Annotated in this window: 17 protein-coding genes; 3 read left to right on the forward strand and 14 right to left on the reverse strand. The window is 62.0% G+C overall.

The window, feature by feature from the left end:
* Nucleotides 1-3: 3 nt before the first annotated feature.
* Nucleotides 4-465 (reverse strand): hypothetical protein, encoded by a 462-nt coding sequence (locus tag QWI75_RS20655; protein WP_289271258.1) that lies wholly within the window; start codon nucleotides 463-465, stop codon nucleotides 4-6.
* Between the two features lie 113 nt (nucleotides 466-578).
* Here QWI75_RS20655 and QWI75_RS20660 point away from each other — a divergent pair, with 113 nt between their 5' ends.
* Nucleotides 579-1,853, forward strand: a complete 1,275-nt coding sequence (locus QWI75_RS20660) for an IS256 family transposase (protein WP_289271259.1) — start codon at nucleotides 579-581, stop codon at nucleotides 1,851-1,853.
* Between the two features lie 10 nt (nucleotides 1,854-1,863).
* Here the strand turns inward: QWI75_RS20660 and tcmP are convergent, their stop codons facing one another.
* The 9 genes from tcmP to QWI75_RS20705 form a co-directional block, all read right to left on the reverse strand.
* A complete protein-coding gene (gene tcmP / locus QWI75_RS20665; RefSeq protein WP_289271260.1) occupies nucleotides 1,864-2,640 on the reverse strand; it encodes a three-Cys-motif partner protein TcmP in 777 nt (258 codons plus the stop codon).
* 5 nt (nucleotides 2,641-2,645) lie between these two features.
* Nucleotides 2,646-3,434, reverse strand: a complete 789-nt coding sequence (locus tag QWI75_RS20670) for a DUF5131 family protein (protein ID WP_289271261.1) — start codon at nucleotides 3,432-3,434, stop codon at nucleotides 2,646-2,648.
* Nucleotides 3,435-3,610: 176 nt separating this feature from the next.
* A complete protein-coding gene (locus QWI75_RS20675; protein ID WP_289271262.1) occupies nucleotides 3,611-4,462 on the reverse strand; it encodes a universal stress protein in 852 nt (283 codons plus the stop codon).
* A gap of 33 nt (nucleotides 4,463-4,495) precedes the next feature.
* Nucleotides 4,496-5,791, reverse strand: a complete 1,296-nt coding sequence (gene pfp / locus QWI75_RS20680) for a diphosphate--fructose-6-phosphate 1-phosphotransferase (RefSeq protein ID WP_289271263.1) — start codon at nucleotides 5,789-5,791, stop codon at nucleotides 4,496-4,498.
* Nucleotides 5,792-5,858: 67 nt separating this feature from the next.
* The gene (gene fbp / locus QWI75_RS20685) at nucleotides 5,859-6,965 is read right to left on the reverse strand and encodes a fructose-1,6-bisphosphate aldolase/phosphatase (RefSeq protein ID WP_289271264.1); all 1,107 of its coding nucleotides are present in this window, start codon (nucleotides 6,963-6,965) and stop codon (nucleotides 5,859-5,861) included.
* Between the two features lie 40 nt (nucleotides 6,966-7,005).
* The gene (locus QWI75_RS20690) at nucleotides 7,006-7,713 is read right to left on the reverse strand and encodes a DUF1122 family protein (RefSeq protein WP_289271265.1); all 708 of its coding nucleotides are present in this window, start codon (nucleotides 7,711-7,713) and stop codon (nucleotides 7,006-7,008) included.
* A 114-nt stretch (nucleotides 7,714-7,827) separates the two neighbouring features.
* A complete protein-coding gene (locus QWI75_RS20695) occupies nucleotides 7,828-8,322 on the reverse strand; it encodes a hydrogenase maturation protease (protein ID WP_289271662.1) in 495 nt (164 codons plus the stop codon).
* Nucleotides 8,323-8,324: 2 nt separating this feature from the next.
* Nucleotides 8,325-9,641: a Ni/Fe hydrogenase subunit alpha gene (locus QWI75_RS20700; protein ID WP_289271266.1), complete on the reverse strand. Its 1,317-nt coding sequence runs from the start codon at nucleotides 9,639-9,641 to the stop codon at nucleotides 8,325-8,327.
* Nucleotides 9,610-10,452 (reverse strand): NADH-quinone oxidoreductase subunit B family protein, encoded by an 843-nt coding sequence (locus QWI75_RS20705; RefSeq protein ID WP_289271267.1) that lies wholly within the window; start codon nucleotides 10,450-10,452, stop codon nucleotides 9,610-9,612. Before QWI75_RS20705 ends, QWI75_RS20700 begins: the two co-directional genes overlap by 32 nt.
* Before the next feature lie 202 nt (nucleotides 10,453-10,654).
* On the opposite strand from QWI75_RS20705, the gene QWI75_RS20710 reads away from it, so the two are divergent.
* Both QWI75_RS20710 and QWI75_RS22990 read left to right on the forward strand, forming a co-directional pair.
* A complete protein-coding gene (locus QWI75_RS20710; RefSeq protein WP_289271268.1) occupies nucleotides 10,655-10,912 on the forward strand; it encodes a DUF433 domain-containing protein in 258 nt (85 codons plus the stop codon).
* A 3-nt stretch (nucleotides 10,913-10,915) separates the two neighbouring features.
* Complete coding sequence (locus QWI75_RS22990; protein WP_370693597.1) at nucleotides 10,916-11,374, forward strand: DUF5615 family PIN-like protein; 459 nt, start codon at nucleotides 10,916-10,918, stop codon at nucleotides 11,372-11,374.
* On the opposite strand, the gene QWI75_RS20720 is transcribed toward QWI75_RS22990, so the two are convergent.
* The 4 genes from QWI75_RS20720 to QWI75_RS20735 form a co-directional block, all read right to left on the reverse strand.
* Nucleotides 11,332-12,237 carry an FAD/NAD(P)-binding protein gene (locus QWI75_RS20720; RefSeq protein WP_289271270.1) on the reverse strand — a complete coding sequence of 302 codons (906 nt, stop codon included), beginning with the start codon at nucleotides 12,235-12,237 and terminating at the stop codon, nucleotides 11,332-11,334. The genes QWI75_RS22990 and QWI75_RS20720 overlap by 43 nt on opposite strands.
* Nucleotides 12,230-13,390 (reverse strand): 4Fe-4S dicluster domain-containing protein, encoded by a 1,161-nt coding sequence (locus tag QWI75_RS20725; RefSeq protein ID WP_289271271.1) that lies wholly within the window; start codon nucleotides 13,388-13,390, stop codon nucleotides 12,230-12,232. Before QWI75_RS20725 ends, QWI75_RS20720 begins: the two co-directional genes overlap by 8 nt.
* A 134-nt stretch (nucleotides 13,391-13,524) precedes the next feature.
* Nucleotides 13,525-14,892, reverse strand: coding sequence for a hypothetical protein (locus QWI75_RS20730; protein ID WP_289271272.1), 1,368 nt, complete (start codon nucleotides 14,890-14,892; stop codon nucleotides 13,525-13,527).
* Complete coding sequence (locus QWI75_RS20735) at nucleotides 14,876-15,094, reverse strand: DUF2934 domain-containing protein (RefSeq protein WP_289271273.1); 219 nt, start codon at nucleotides 15,092-15,094, stop codon at nucleotides 14,876-14,878. The genes QWI75_RS20730 and QWI75_RS20735 overlap by 17 nt, the downstream gene beginning before the upstream one ends.
* Between the last annotated feature and the right edge of the window lie 33 nt (nucleotides 15,095-15,127).

Genomic DNA, 15,127 nt, shown 5'->3' on the forward strand with positions numbered 1-15,127 from the left:
CTTTCAGATGAAGCGAATCTGACGTGGAGAACGGTAACGATTGACATCGGGCACTTGAAAATCCAAGTCGATCACCCCCTCTTTCTTAAGCTTCGCGAGAACTGGTCTAGCATGTTGCCTCTTCACGCCGTGCTCGAAACACACTCGCATAACGTCTGCCTCATTAAATAGCTGTCCACCTCTGAGCAAAGTCTCTAACTCTTTTTCGAAGGCAGTGATCTTGGTTGGCCTAACCTCTTCCATGGGAAGCAGCATCTGTTCCGCTCTGATATTCTCACGATTGATCGAAAAATTGGCCTCTCCACTGACTTCATCGCTGCGCCAAGCGACGTCTAGGAATTTGTCTATTCCCAGCGGATGCGCAGAGCCAAAAATGAGACCATAGATGTTCGCTCCCTTCTTTATAGAGAATGGGGCCAGGTAATACTCCGATTGAGGGGGAAGCAGGCTGCGGTAATATTCCAAGGGAGGGTGTGCCAGGATTAGTTGAAAATTGACGAAGCGGCTGCCTTTGTGGTGCTGTGCGGTGACCGTGGATCAGACAACCACCACCCCACACCAACGAAAGGAGCCGCTTCATGAGAAACGTAATCCGAATCACCACAGAAGGCAAGGTGCGACCGATCCGCCGGCGGGCGGTGGACGCCATCCCGGCGGTGGACGAGCGGGCGAGCCTCGTGGCCCTTATCCAAGCCCTGATCCCGCTGGGCTTGCAAGCCGTCGGGGACGCCCTGGAGGCGGAAGTGACTGACCTGGCGGGCGAACGGTATAGCCGGACCGGCGGCCAGCCGGGCTATGTGCGCTGGTGTCAGCAGCGGGGCTCGGTGTATTTGCTGGATCAGAAACTGCCGATCACCTACAGGCGAGTCCGGAACCGCTTCCGGAACGTGGAGGTGGCGTTACCGACCTACCAGGCCCTGGGCGACCCACGGGCAGCCGATGCGGGGCTGTTCCGCAAAGTCCTGCACGGCCTGAGTTGCCGCCGATATGAAGCCTGTGCGGAAGCGGTCCCGGAGGCGTTCGGGCTGAGTGCCTCCAGCGTCTCACGACGCTTCATGCGGGCCAGCGCCCGGCAGTTGCGGAAGCTGAGCGAACGCCGCTTGGAGCAGGACGAGGTGGTCGTGCTCGTCCTCGACGGCAAGACCTTTGCGGACGACAGCATGGTGCTCGCGCTGGGGGTGACGCGGCAGGGCGAGAAGAAGATCCTGGGATTCGTGCAGACCGCCACCGAAAACGAGCCGGTCTGCGCGGCATTCTTGCGAGACCTGGTGACCCGAGGCTTGCGCACGGACCAGGGGCTGCTCTGCGTGATCGATGGCGCCAAGGGGCTGCGCAAAGCGATCCAGACCGTCTTCGGCCGCCAGGCCGTCGTGCAACGGTGTCAGTGGCATAAACGGGAGAATGTGGTGCGGTATCTGCCCAAGGGACAGCAGGCCCCATGGCGGCGGCGGGTGCAGCAGGCCTATGAGCGGCCGACCTACACGGACGCCCGAGCCGCCTTGCTCCGTCTCCGGCAGGAGCTGCGGACCATCAATCTCTCCGCGGTGGCCAGCCTGGACGAAGGGCTGGAGGAAACCCTGACGCTGCATCGGCTGGGGCTGTTCGGCACGCTGGGCCGCAGCCTCAAGACCACCAACTGTCTGGAGTCGCTGAACGCCCAACTCGGCCAACTGACGGACAAGGTCGACCGCTGGCGCACGTCGGATCAGAAACACCGCTGGGTGGCCAGTGCCGTGCTGGCGATCGAACCCCGCTTGCGACGCATCAAAGGCTATCGGCATCTCACCCAACTCCACGAGGCACTTCAGCGGGACATCCAGCGCGAAGCCGTGACCGAGACCCGCATCGCCTGACCGGAGGAGCCTAAAGAATGCTATGGACCGCGTGACGATCGTTGATCCTGGAGCCAATGCGGAGGCCGGCTGTCAGGCCGAAGGTCAAAAGAAGCCTCTGTTGACGGACACGACGTGCACCCCACAGGGGAGGCCGCTTCGCAATTTCAACTAAGAATGGGATTGACTCTTCCAAGGCCTTGCGGTGGACATGGTAGTAGTCATCTGGTCGAACTATCTTTTGCTTTATGGCTGGATGATCATGAAATCTGTGTAGAGTTGACGACGAAAGGAAGAACAGAAAGTCGCAAGTTGGTGAGCTAATCAGCCTATGGAACACATCTGGTGTCACCTGAGCGACACCAGTCTGGTCGATGAATACCAGCTTGGCCGCATCCTGAAGGGCCAATGTCCGAGCGGATACCGTAAAGGCATCATCAAATCGCAGAGGCTGGATGTCGAAGGTAACATCCTGAAAACGAAGGTCATGCGCGACGATGTTGTCCTTTAATTGAGTAATCTTATCCTCATCTTCATCGTAGAAGTGCACATAGATGCGAACTTTTCCCCACCCCTCAGTTGTTTGGTAGCTCCGAAGCTGCTGTAGCAACCGTAATGGACTACCGAGCACATTCACACAATCAGTTCCTGGACCAGCAAAGAAATCGAAAACGTGGATTGCATTACACCAGGGTCTCTTGACCGACAAGAACACCGGAAACCACTCGCGGGCATAGAGCTCGAAGATTTGGAGTTTGGTGAGCGTTCCCTCGTTGAAAGGCTTATCGTGGAAATCCTCAGCCGCCATAGGGATCAAGCAAACTCTATCTCTTCCCTAATGGCCGACAATTCAGCTTCGGATGGGATAGTCCTAAGAGGACGAGCCGGAAACTCATCATAAGTCTTCCCATCTAGCTCTCGACCCGTCTCTGCTTTTCTGACTCCGCCCCATTGCTTGAAAAAGAACGGGACTTGAGCCTGATTGCATAGATCGCGAATCGCAAGTACCCAGGCTTTGGCCATCGGCCTGGCTCCGGGACCGCTTTCGCCGCCCACAATAACCCAATTGATACCTTCGAGACTGAACGGGCCGAGGTCTTCAAGCAAAGGCTCGATCGACAGGAAGCGGACTCGCCCCGGAGCTTCACGCAGATATGTCACGCGAGGAAGACCGTGCTTCCTGTTTTCGACACTCACGCCCCACCAAATGTTTGATTGAGCAGATGCGAATCGAAGTTTCCCCCTGAGCAGGTCCCGCATTCGCTCCGCACGTTTGGTCAACACTTGATAGGTGTGCCAGTTCGCCACTCGCATCACGCGCGCGACATTCACAATGTAGTCATCAGGGACCTGCTCATGGAACAAGTCACTCATCGAATTGACAAAAATCATTCGGGGGGTCCGCCACCGCAAGGGCTCTGCGAGCTTCTCCGGAACCAATCGTAAATCAAACCCCTGTTCAAAGGGGTGTCCTGGGACACCACGGAAACGTTCAGCAATCGTTTCCGCATAACAGTTGGCGCACCCCGGACTGACCTTCGAGCACCCGCGGACCGGGTTCCATGTCGCGTCGGTCCATTCAATCTTGGAGTGGTCACTCATAGGCTAAAATCGGATGGCTTTGCTTTGGGTGGCTTTGCTGATGAGGTCATTGTAGTACTTCTGCCTGGGCGCTGAACAGAATTCCTTCGCCATGACCATGTATAGACAAGTCGGGCCGATAGAGACCTGTCGTCTCAGATCCCCATCTTACGCTTCACGTTTCACGCTTAACGCACCTACCGCACGACCAGGACCGAACAGGGGCTGTGCTGGACAAGCCTCGTGGAGACGCTGCCCAGCAGGAACCGCGCGATGGCCCCTCGCCCCCTGGCGCCGCTGATCACCAGGTCGCTCTGTCGTCGCTCGGCGAACTTGATGATCTCATCCGCCGGGTGGCCGATCTTGAACACCGGCTCGACGAGGTAGCCGGCCTGAACCAGTTTCGCGGCGGCCGATTCGACCAGGCGATGGCCCGGCTCTCTCAGCTCCGGGTACTTCAGCAGGGGCATGGCGTAGAGGACCGCCACTTCGATGGCGGGCCCCTTATCCTTCTTCGGGACAAACTGCCGCTCCAGAAAATGCAGCGCCTTCAAAGAAGCCTTGGAACCGTCGGTCGCATAGACGATCCGGCGGATCGGGCGAGCCGGCTCCCGCACGACCAGCACCGAGCCCTTGGCATGATGGACGACCTTGGTGGAGACGCTCCCGAGCATGAACCGATCCAGCGCGTCGAGCCCGCGGCTCCCGATGACGGTCAGCGTCCCGGCGCCCTTCGCCTGTTGGAGTATGGCCTCGGCGACCGAGCCGTGCTCGCGGAGCACCGTTGCTTTGATCTTGAGCGACGCAAACCGCGCGCGCGTCTCCTTCACCACCGCGTCCGCCCGTTCCTCCAGCCGCTGCGCCTCCTTCTGCACGTAGGGCGCATCCCAGGCCGGCACCGGATGCGGCACCAGCGGCATCTTCAACGCCGAGAGGTCCACCACATGCAGCGCCGTCACCTTCTTCGCGTCGACCAGCGGAAGCCGCGCAACCCAGTCCGTCGCCCAGCGCCCGTATTTCGACCCATCGATCGCCAGCAGGATTTTCATCACGCTCTCTCCTTCTCAGAGTGGGCCATCGACTCAGGGATAGGCACCGCGCGGCCGCGTGGCCAGTCCCCCATGCTCAGAGGTGACCAGGTATTCGAATCTGGCCCGAAACGTCTCGGGCGTCATCTTGATGAGCGCCGCATGCCGCGCCATCTCTTCCGGTCGCTCGAAATCGTCGGCGGAGAGTCGGATCATGTACCCGCGCGCGATCTGATAGGACTCGGACGTGACATCAACCATCCGCACGCGCGTCCGGCCCGTCAGCGGGTCCAGAATCGATTCGAACGGAATCGGCACGAACCGCCCATTCTGGATAGACACCATCGCGGCGCTGCCGCCGTCGAGCAAAAACTGTGCGGCGCAGTAGCCCATGTCCCGGGTGTACTCCATGTCGAACGGGATGGGGTCTGCGCAGCGGAGCTCGTAGCCGATCTCCTTGGTCACCACCGTGGTCGTAATCCCGAATTCCTTGAGCGCTTGTTCGACGGCCCGCTTGATCACGTCTCCCAAAGCCACTTCCGACAGACGCACGTGTCCGTGATCGTCCCTCTCCACGTGTTCGAGTCCGCCGAAGTCCTCCGGGCTCAGGTATTCGGCCAACCCTTCGGCCAGGACGGCGACCCCATCGTTTCGGCCCATACTGCGTCGTTTGATGATCGCGCCCACCAGCGTATCCACGAGCGTGGCAAGACGGATCGGACGTTTCGAGAACTCCTCAGGAATCACTGTCAGCGTTGCGCCCGCTGCTTTCCCGATGCCGAGCGCGAGGTGCCCGGCCTTGCGGCCCATGGCCACGACAAAATACCACCGCGACGTGGTCATCGCGTCGACCATCAGGTTCTTGACGAGCTCGACGCCGACGTGGCGAGCGGTCTGAAACCCGAACGTGGGGATGCCGTACGGCAGGTCCAGGTCGTTGTCGATGGTCTTCGGCACGTGGACGACCAGCAAGCGGCCCGCCGCTTGCTGGTCGAGCTTTAGGGCGGAAAAGGCCGTGTCGTCTCCTCCGATGGTGATGAGCCGGGAGACGCCGAGCTGTTGTAACGTGGCGAAAACGATGTCCAGGTCAGAGGGCTTCTTGGTCGGATTGGCCCGCGACGTACCCAGATAGGACCCGCCCCGGAAGTGTATCCGGCTGACCTCCGCGATGGAGAGCGGCTTGGTCTTGCTCGCGTCGCCGATCATCAGCCACTTGAAGCCATCCTGGATCCCCAGCACCTTGCAGCCGCCCATGATGCTGCGGATCGTCGCCGCGCTGATCACGCTGTTGATTCCCGGCGCTGGGCCGCCCCCGACCAGGATGCCGATCGTTGTTCGAGGTTCACTCATCGGTTCTTCCGTTCTGACTCAGTTCGGAGTTGACTCATCACTCGACACTCAGAACTCAGAGCTCTTCTCACAGCTTCTCCCACCGTCCTTCCAGCTTCTTCATCACCTGCGGCAAGGTCGTGTATTCCATTTCCTCCAGCGGCAGGCGGTGCGGCTCGAAGGGCCCATGCCGCCGCAGGACGTCGGCGACTTGGTTGGCTTCGCGCCGCGCTTCCTCGAACGCCGGATCGTCGAACATGTCACGGGGGCCGATCAACCGTCCGTCTGCGATCTGAAAGCCCAGGCAGGCCACGCGTGGAGGACCGTCGAATCGGCTCGGGGTGGCCTGTTTGATCGGAACCGCCATGAGAGGCCCATAGTGCGACCCGCGCATCCAGCCCTCGATGATCCAGGGATAGCGGAAGGGTTCGAGCACCTCGCCGACCGCCGGAAAATTCTGCTGCGCCCGCACGACCATCACCGGGTCGTCCTTGCCGACGTATTTCCCCGCGAGCAAGGACAGTCGCTCGGTCGACGAGACGGCGGCAATCGTGCCGTCCGCGCGCGAGAACACGTGCTTGATCGTGAACCGCCCCGGCGTGCCGATAAACATCAGCATGTCGTAGAGGTCTTCCGGGCAGTCGAACAGGATCTTCTTGTGCTCGCGGATGTCGTGCACTTCGAACCGGAACCCCTGATGCATCCCTGGCGCGATCACGAGCCCCGCCGTCGTGAACGGATCGGCAAACATTTTAAACAGCGGGAGATTCCAGGCGCCGGCCGAGGTCTTATCGGCCATGAAGACCAGGACCGGTTCGGAAGTCCGCTCCACGATCTCCATTTCGGCCACCCCGGGCCCCTGCCCGCGCACGTTCCCGCTGAACGCATCGCTCAGCAGATCCTGCCCGGCCCCGTACAGATGCAACTCCTTCGCAACCGCGGTGCCCTTTACAAACGTGTCCCAGGCCAGTTTGTGGATCTGCTCGTTATCCACCCCCTGCCGGTGCGTGAGGATCAACTGCAGATCGTCGCCGCAAGCGGTGACGTGAAAGTCGATGAGGAGACCGCGCTTGCGCGCGGCGGACAGTTCCTCGGTCGCCACCTCCACGAGCCGAGGATGAATAGCCGAATGGCCGACCCATCCGCCGATGTCCGCCTTGATGACGCTGATCGTCAGCTTGTTTGATTTCGCCATTGCTGTCTCCTTTTCCATAGAGCCTCCTCCTTCGCTTTCTCTAGCTGATTGACCTGACCGCCGCAGGCCAATCCCGCCGCGCGATCCGTTGCTCCACCTCTTGTTGAACCAGCGCCGCCCGTGCCTGCGCGCGTCGCGTGACTTCATCGGCAGTCCGTAGCGCAGCAAAGCTGTGCAGTGCCCGCATCAGGGCGATCCCCGATTGGTAGGCCTGTTCCAGGTGAAGCGGTTTGTTGCCCTGCAATTTCCGAAACCCTTCACGGCCACCCTCCGGGAAATCCCAATCGTGCATGCCGCTCCAGCAACCTGCGCGGACCAGCAGCAGCCCGATCGGGGTCGCTTCCGCCGGGACATGCGCCGCCAGCGCGGCTCGCGTCTCGCGCTCTAACCAGCTCTCCGCGCCAAAGCTTTCGTAGGCAAGCCACAGGCGGCCGCCGGCCGGAATGAGCGCGCCCAGACATCGCGCCACCTCCCCGAATAGGCCCTCCCCCTCTCCCAACCCCTCCCCCTCATCCTGAGGGTGAGGAAAGGGCGGGGGTGCAAATTCCCCATCAATCCAGGCGGGCACGAAGCTCGAGGGCCGCCCCGCATTCCAGCGGCCTTGGAACAGCGGCTCATGTGATCGGGAGCCGTCCGGATCAATGAGATACAGGGCAAAGTCCCGCTGATCCACGTACCGAGGTCGTCCAACGACCTCAACACGCAACCGATACCGCCCAACTGCCTGTCCGTTCAATGATTCAACCATGACAGCGGACACCCTCTCCCTTCATCCAGCTTCCCCTATCGCATCGCCCCATCCTTCGTTCAAGAAGCTCTCTGCTATCGTGAGAATGACCGTGCGTGGAGGCGCAGACCTCGGTCACTCGCCCACCTCGCGCAGGATGCGTACGGCCACTTCCTCCACCGCGGCGGAGACAGCCGGCGATAGACCGTTCCCGATGGACGCCGTTCCGATCTCAATCCCGTACACCAGAGTGACGGCCGGCAGCCTGCCGAGCGCGCGGCCGATCTCGATCGCTTCCGCAAGCCCGATCGCATGGGTCGAGGTCGGGAAGACTTCGCGGCCGATCGGTCCGGCCGTCGCATCGAACCGATGAATCCGTCCCTCCGGCCCGGGGCCGCCGGCCGCATCGACGAGCACCACCTTCTTGACCCCTCCGATCAGCTCCAGTAGATCGAGGCAAGGCCCCTCGGCCTCCACGACTTGCACAGGAGGGCTAACCAAATCTCGCAGGCGCCGCGCCACAACCAATCCGACCGCATCGTCGCCGCGCAAGCCGTTTCCGATCCCGATGATGCGGGTGGCAGCCAGCGCAGGGCCGGCCTGACCATGATCAATCCCGGCAGGGCTCATCTTCACCGCCGCTCGACCTCCAAGCGCAGGAAATGCGTGGCGCAGGAAATACAGGGGTCGTAGCAACGGATGACCTTTTCGCACTCCAGCGCCGCCTCCTGATCGGAGCGATCCAGGATACGGGGAAGAAACTCCCGCAGGTCTTCTTCGATGCGACGTTGGTTCTGGGAGGTCGGCGGCACGATCTTGGCTTCTTGGATCGTGCCGCCGGCATCAACCTGATAGCGATGGTAGAGAATACCCCGCGGCGCTTCGGTGCAGGCCATGCCGGTTCCGGCGCGAACGGTGACCGGCACCGACGGAGCCGGCGGCGGCTCGTATTGATCGATGATCCGCAGGGCTTCTTCCAACGCATAGAGCACTTCCACGGCACGCGCCACGATCCCGTGGAAGGGATTCCGCAAAGGGAGCGTCAGCCCTGTCTCCGCCAGCGCTTGCTTGGCGAGCGGCGAGAGCCGGTCAACATTGAGGTTCACCCGAGCCAGCGACCCGGCCAGATAGGGCAGGCCATCGAGCGTGCAGTGGAGCGCGTTTGAATAGGGCACCTGCTGCTCGCGGAACCGTTCCTCGAACGAGGAGGCGGGGATCGCCAGGCCGCCGTTCGACGCGATCGGTCCTTCGTTGAAAGGGTATTCGTCTGCGGGCCGGAGCGCCACTGTCTGGTAGTCCTGCGTGAAGTCGGGGAACTCGAACCGGCTCACCCAGCGGACCGTGTCCTGCGCCGCGTCGCGAGCCCGGCGTAGTTCGTCGGCCAGACTATTCAGCTCGTCGCGGCTCGGCACCCGGGAAAAGCCGCCCACCTGCACGGAGACCGGATGGACCGACCGCCCGCCCAACAGGCTCATGATGTGGTTGCCGGCCTTCTTGATCTGCAAGCCGCGCGACACGAGTTCCGGATGGTCCTTGGCCATGGCGATCCCGCTCTCGTAGCCGAAGAAATCCGGGGCTTGGAGGAGATAAATATGGAGGGCATGGCTCTCGATCCACTCCCCGCAATAGATGAGCCGCCGCAGCTCACGCAAGCTCCCCTCGACCCGAACGTCGAAGATCTGTTCGATCGCGTGCACGGCGCTCATCTGATAGGCGATCGGGCAGATGCCGCAGATGCGCGCGACAATATCCGGGACCTCGCGGTAGTCCCGGCCGCGGAGGAAGGCTTCGAAGTAGCGCGGGGGCTCGAAGATCCTGAGTTCGACCTCCCTCACCTGCCCGCCTTCGACCGTCACGCGCAGGGCTCCCTCCCCCTCCACGCGGGCGATCAGGTTGACGGCGATGGTCCGTTCCTTGTCAGGTTGATTCGCGTCGGTTGTCCCAGGCATGGCTCTCGTTCCGAAATGGACCGACCGATCCGTTGATACCGCGAAACCGGCGGACCAAATCCACCGGAATCAAATTCAAGCTTCCATGGAACCGCTGCGCGAGCGAGGCTGTATTCGGCGGGGCGCCGGGGCCGCCCGGGGTTCCCTCCGCCGGCCCGAAGCAGCCATAACAGTCTCGTCCCATGCTGGGACAGAGCGAACCGCAGCCGGTGCGCGTGACGGGCCCGAGGCAGGGCAGCCCCTTGGCCACCATCACGCAGACATGGCCGGCTCGTTTGCAGTCGATGCAGACCGAATGGGTTGGGAGCTTGGGCTTCACCCCGGCCAAGAGATCCGTGATGAGCCGCAGCAGTTGGCCCTTGTCGATCGGGCAACCCCACAGTTCATAATCCACCCGCACATGCTCGGAGATGGGCGTGGAGGTGCTTAGGCTCTGGATATAGGCGGGGCTGGGGTAGACGACCCGCTTGTAGTCCTCCACGTCGGTCCAGTTGCGAAGCGCTTGAATGCCGCCGGCCGTGGCGCAGGCCCCGATCGTGATCAGCAGGCGGGCCTGCTCGCGGACCGCCAGGATGCGCGAAGTGTCCTCCGGCGTGGAGATCGACCCCTCGACGAGGACCAGGTCGAACGGGCCGTCCTCCATGCGGCTGGAGGCTTCCGGGAAATAGGCGATGTCCAGCGCCTCGCCGAGCGCCAACAGGTCGTCCTCCAGATTCAAGAGACTCAACTGGCAGCCGTCGCAGGAGGCAAACTTGTAAACCGCCAGTCGGAGACGATGCCGCCGCTCTTCGTTACTCCCCTGCTGTGCCACAACATGTCCCCCCTTCAGAAATGTTCGTGAAGCGGGCGGCTAGCCTGCGCGATTCGTCGGTGGCAAGTCTACTGTAATAGTATGTGGGTATCCACCACGGCCTCCGACAGCAGCTATGGCTTGCTGCGCAGGAGAGAGAGGCGGTTCTCAAGACTTGGTGAACCATGCTAAGCTTGGCTCGATACATGACCAGAGTGTCTGCATGACCGTGACGGATCGCATCGAAATCAATCCCAAGATCATGATGGGCAAGCCCGTGATCCGAGGCACCAGGATTCCGGTCGAATTGATTCTTCGGAAACTCGGCGAGGGCGCCACCATAGACGACCTGCTCGATTCTTACCCGCGCCTCAAACGGGCCGACATTCAGGCTGCGATCGGCTACGCCGCCGATATGGTCGCTCACGAGGACACAGTCTTGCTGGGTTCGACTCCTCCCCGAAAACGAGCGAAACATTGAGCGGTGCGCTTCCTGGCGGATGAGAGCTGCGACTTTTCCATCGTTCGCACCCTCCGCTCTACCGGTCATGATGTCCTTGCCGTCGCTGAACTCGCTCCTCGCTCAGACGATGCTCAGGTCATCGACATCGCCGTACGGAAAGGACGAATACTGCTCACCGAAGACAAGGACTTCGGCCAATTGGTCTATGCACACTTGCGGTCGTCCAGCGGAGTGATTTTCGTCCGATACCCGGCGAGCCTTCGCAAAACACTGCCAAAAGCCGTGGTCGATCTGATCGATGAGGCCGGCGATCGCCTTGCCGGCAACTTCGTCGTCGTAGTCCACTCCCGGTCGGGTCCGATTCGGTGGACCCGTCGGCTAGTGCACAGCGCATCTCTTATCCGCTCAGTCACTTGCGAGCGACAGCTCCCGTCCTCCTACATCCCTTCCCGTCCCATAAACGGCTCGATCCGGTCATAGCGCATCACCGGCCCGTCCTTGCACAGGAAATAGGGCCCCATCTGGCAATGGCCGCAGAGACCGATGCCACATTCCATGTGCCGCTCCAGCGAGACATAGATCGCCGTCGCGGGAATGCCGCGGGCGCGCAGAATCGGCACCCCCAGCCGCATCATGATTTCCGGCCCGCACATCAGCACCAACGTGCGATGCGGGTCAAGCTGCACCGCTTCGAACAGTTCCGTCACGACCCCGATGTGATACCGCCAAGTCTTGTCCGGCCGGTCGCTGGTCAGCAGCACTTCCGTATTGGGGGAGCGTCGCCAAAGGTCGAACCGTTCTCGATAGAGGAGATCGTGCGGTGTCTTCACGCCGTGGAGGATCTTGACCGCTCCGTATTGCTCGCGGCGGCGAAAGATATATTGAATGGCCCCGACCACCGGCGCGCAGCCCAACCCGCCGGTGACGATCACGACGTCCTTGCCGCGCGCCTCGTCCAGCGGCCAGCCCTGTCCGAACGGCCCGCGAATGCCGACCCTGTCTCCCTTTTGCAGTTGCCCGATGGCCTTGGTCACGCGCCCGACCAGTCGGATGGTGTGATCGAGCAGGTTCGGCTCGTCCGGATCGGAGACGATCGAGATCGCCACCTCGCCCACCCCGAAGAGATAGATCATGTTGAACTGGCCGGCCCGGAATCGAAAGGGCGACTGGCCGGCTGTGTCGGTCAAGGCCAAGCGAAAGGTGAGGATGTCTTCCGCCTCCCGCACCCGATCGACGATCACCGCGGGCCGGATCAGATAGGGGTTGGGCTGCGCGGCAATGTCTGGCCTGTCGGCCATCGGCACGGCGCCCATTGGCTTGTCTCCGATCGGATGCTCACTCATTCCCTTCATCCCCTTGTCCTGGCGACCGTGGCTCCATCAGGGCCGGCAATTCTTCCGTGAGGTCGATGCCCACCGGGCACCAGGTGATGCAGCGCCCGCACCCGACGCAGCCGGAGGTGCCGAATTGATCGATCCAGGAACCCAGCTTGTGGGTGAGCCACATCCGGTACCGGTCCTTGATCGTCGGGCGGATATTCTTCCCGTGGATGTAGCCATGCTCCTGGGTGAAGCAGGAATCCCAGAGCCGCACATGTTCGCTGCGTTGCCACCGGAGATCCGGCGTTTCCTCCACCCCATGGCAGAAACAGGTCGGGCAGACCATCGTGCAGTTGCCGCAGGAGAGACAACGGGCCGCGACCTGATCCCAACGAGGATGGTCGTGGGCCTCATAGAGAACCTGAGGCAAGCCGGTTTGAGGCAACGATCTGGTTTGGCTCTCGGCGCAACGATCGATGCGGGCTGTTGCTTCCGCTCGGATGGCTTCCGATGATTCGGGCAAATTCAACTTCGCCACGATCTCCGCTCCTGCCTCGCTCCCGACTTCGACCAGCAACTCCTCGCCCAACTCGGTCAAGGCGAGATCGTAGAGGCTGGTCGCGCGCGGCCCCCTCTGCATCGACGCGCAGAAGCAGGTCTCGACCGATCTCGTGCAATTCACGGCAATGAGAAACAGGCCATTCCGCCTTGCCTCATAGTAGGGATCGGCATAGGCATCGCGCAGAAAAATCCGATCCTGCACGGCGAGCCCGGCCAGATCGCAGGCACGCAGCCCCAGCAGCGCGATTCGCTCGATAACCGGCCGTACCGGGGTCGCCGACAAGCCGGACCCCTTTCGCTCGATCGTGATGAGCGGCTCGCGCGGCGCGAACGTGAAGGGCTTGGCCGATTGCGCGCCGTGCACGATGCCGAACAGGGTGGAGCCGCCCGTCTGTTTCACCCGATGGGCTCCGGGCGCCTGCTCGTCGGTCCAGCCGACGGGAAGATCGCCGACGGTGCGGATGCGGCTCCATCCCACCGATCCGTCCTGCACGTGCGGACCGACCACGCGATAGCCGGCCGAGTCCAATGTATCGAGCAGCCGTTGAAAGTCCGAACGGGGCAGCAGATAGGAAGAACGTCCCGACAGCGGAGTTGATGGAGTCGGATAAGTCATGAGGGCCGTGATCTCACCTTGAGCGGTTGCCGGGCAGATCTTGCCATATTTCGAGGAGCGGATACGACCGGGCAGGGAGCAGATGAATTACGAAATGAGAAGGATCGACGCAGAGGCACAGAGGAGCGGTTCCCTCATGAAAGATCGAAATGCTCCCGCAGCTTCGCATAGTCATAGGCCGGGGTTCCGGTGCGGCGCTTCCCCAGATCGTCCCGTTCCAACTGCGCGATCAGTTCGGCCACCTGCCGCCGCTTGACGGGATCGGCGGCGGCATGGCGCGGGGTCTGGACTCCAAGCGCGGGTGAGGCCGTGTCGGGCCAGGTCAAGTACACGGACTCCAAAAATGACCGCAACAGGTCCCGCTCCTCTTCCGGGGTGACCGTCAGTTGATAGGATTCGGTTTTGGCGAGGTCTTCCTCGGTCACCCGCCGAGGCGGCGGCGCGGTCGTTTCGCCGCGAAAGTGCAAGGCATAGCCGAAGGCGGAGGCCAGTTGGTGCTTGAGAGTTTCGAGCCGATCAGGCGCATCGCATTCCACGATCAACTGCACGGGCGTCACGGTGATCCGGGCGACCAGCGACGGGGTGCGAAATTCCCAGATCCTCGCGGGCGGTTTCCCGTCCTGTCCCTTCTCGCCCTGCTCGCCGGTCCGGTCCTGAACCGGATCGAAGCCCTTCAACTCTGCCATGCCGTCGCACAGGAATCGAAACTCATGGTGCTCGTAAAGCGCCACCGCATAGAGAAAGGGCCGGCCTTCCGGGGTGACGTACCGGATCTGGACCACCGCCTCGACCAGGGCGTCATATCTGGCCTGGGCGTAGCCCCAGAGCAGGACTTGCCCGTACCGTTTCGCGAACTCGGCCCATTCGCCGAGCGCGAAGGAGCCCGATTGCATTTCAAGCGTGCGTCTGGTCTCTTGAACCGACTCGATCAGGCTCTGGCCATCGGCAGCCGACAGCCGGAGCGCGCAGCCGGCGATGACGAATCGTTCGTTCTCCGGCGAAGGATTACGGACCAGACGCGTCAGCAGCGCCTCGCCCACGGGAATGGTTTTCAGTATGGCGCTCCCCACGACAGTCCACTGCCGCCCGTCTCCCAACGAGCGGAGCGTGAGTCGCACGGCGGCATCGCTCTCTTCCGCCCGCACGATTTCGAGCAAATCGAGGAAGGAGTGCTTCAGCGGGTCCATCCAGACCCGTTCCTCCTCCGGAATATGCTCGGTGACCACATCGCGCAACTGCTCGATCAGCGTCAACTGGCCGTCTTGCGGATAGTAGTCGGCATAGAGGAAGAGGTTCGCGAGCTGCACCTCCTGCGGCAAGGGAGCCAGCACCGAGCCTTCGCGGCGCTGCACGTAGGGCCGCAGCGCCTCGTTCAGGGCCAGTTCCCGCTGGAGCGCAAATCCGGACGCCCGGGCCAGATCATCGAGCCGCGCCAACAAGGCATCCAACGACTCGGGAACCTCGACCCAGACGCCGGCCGTCAGCTCACTCGCGAGCTTCATGGATCTCTTCCATGACGCTCGTCTCGGCCTCCAGCCAATCCTCCAGCGCATAGCCTTCGCGCCGGCCCCGCTGTTCCCAGAGTTCGTGGGCCTTGCTCTGGATCCGCTCCCACATCCCTTCCGGCAGCTCGATAGGCTGGCTCTTGGAGCCGGACTGTGCCCGCCGTGGAGCCTTCCCTGCTTTCTTTGCCGCTACACTCATTGTTCCCTCCATACCAACCCTCGGTTGAACCGG

It is taken from the genome of Nitrospira tepida, from assembly GCF_947241125.1.
GTDB classification, from domain to species: Bacteria; Nitrospirota; Nitrospiria; order Nitrospirales; family Nitrospiraceae; genus Nitrospira_G; species Nitrospira_G tepida.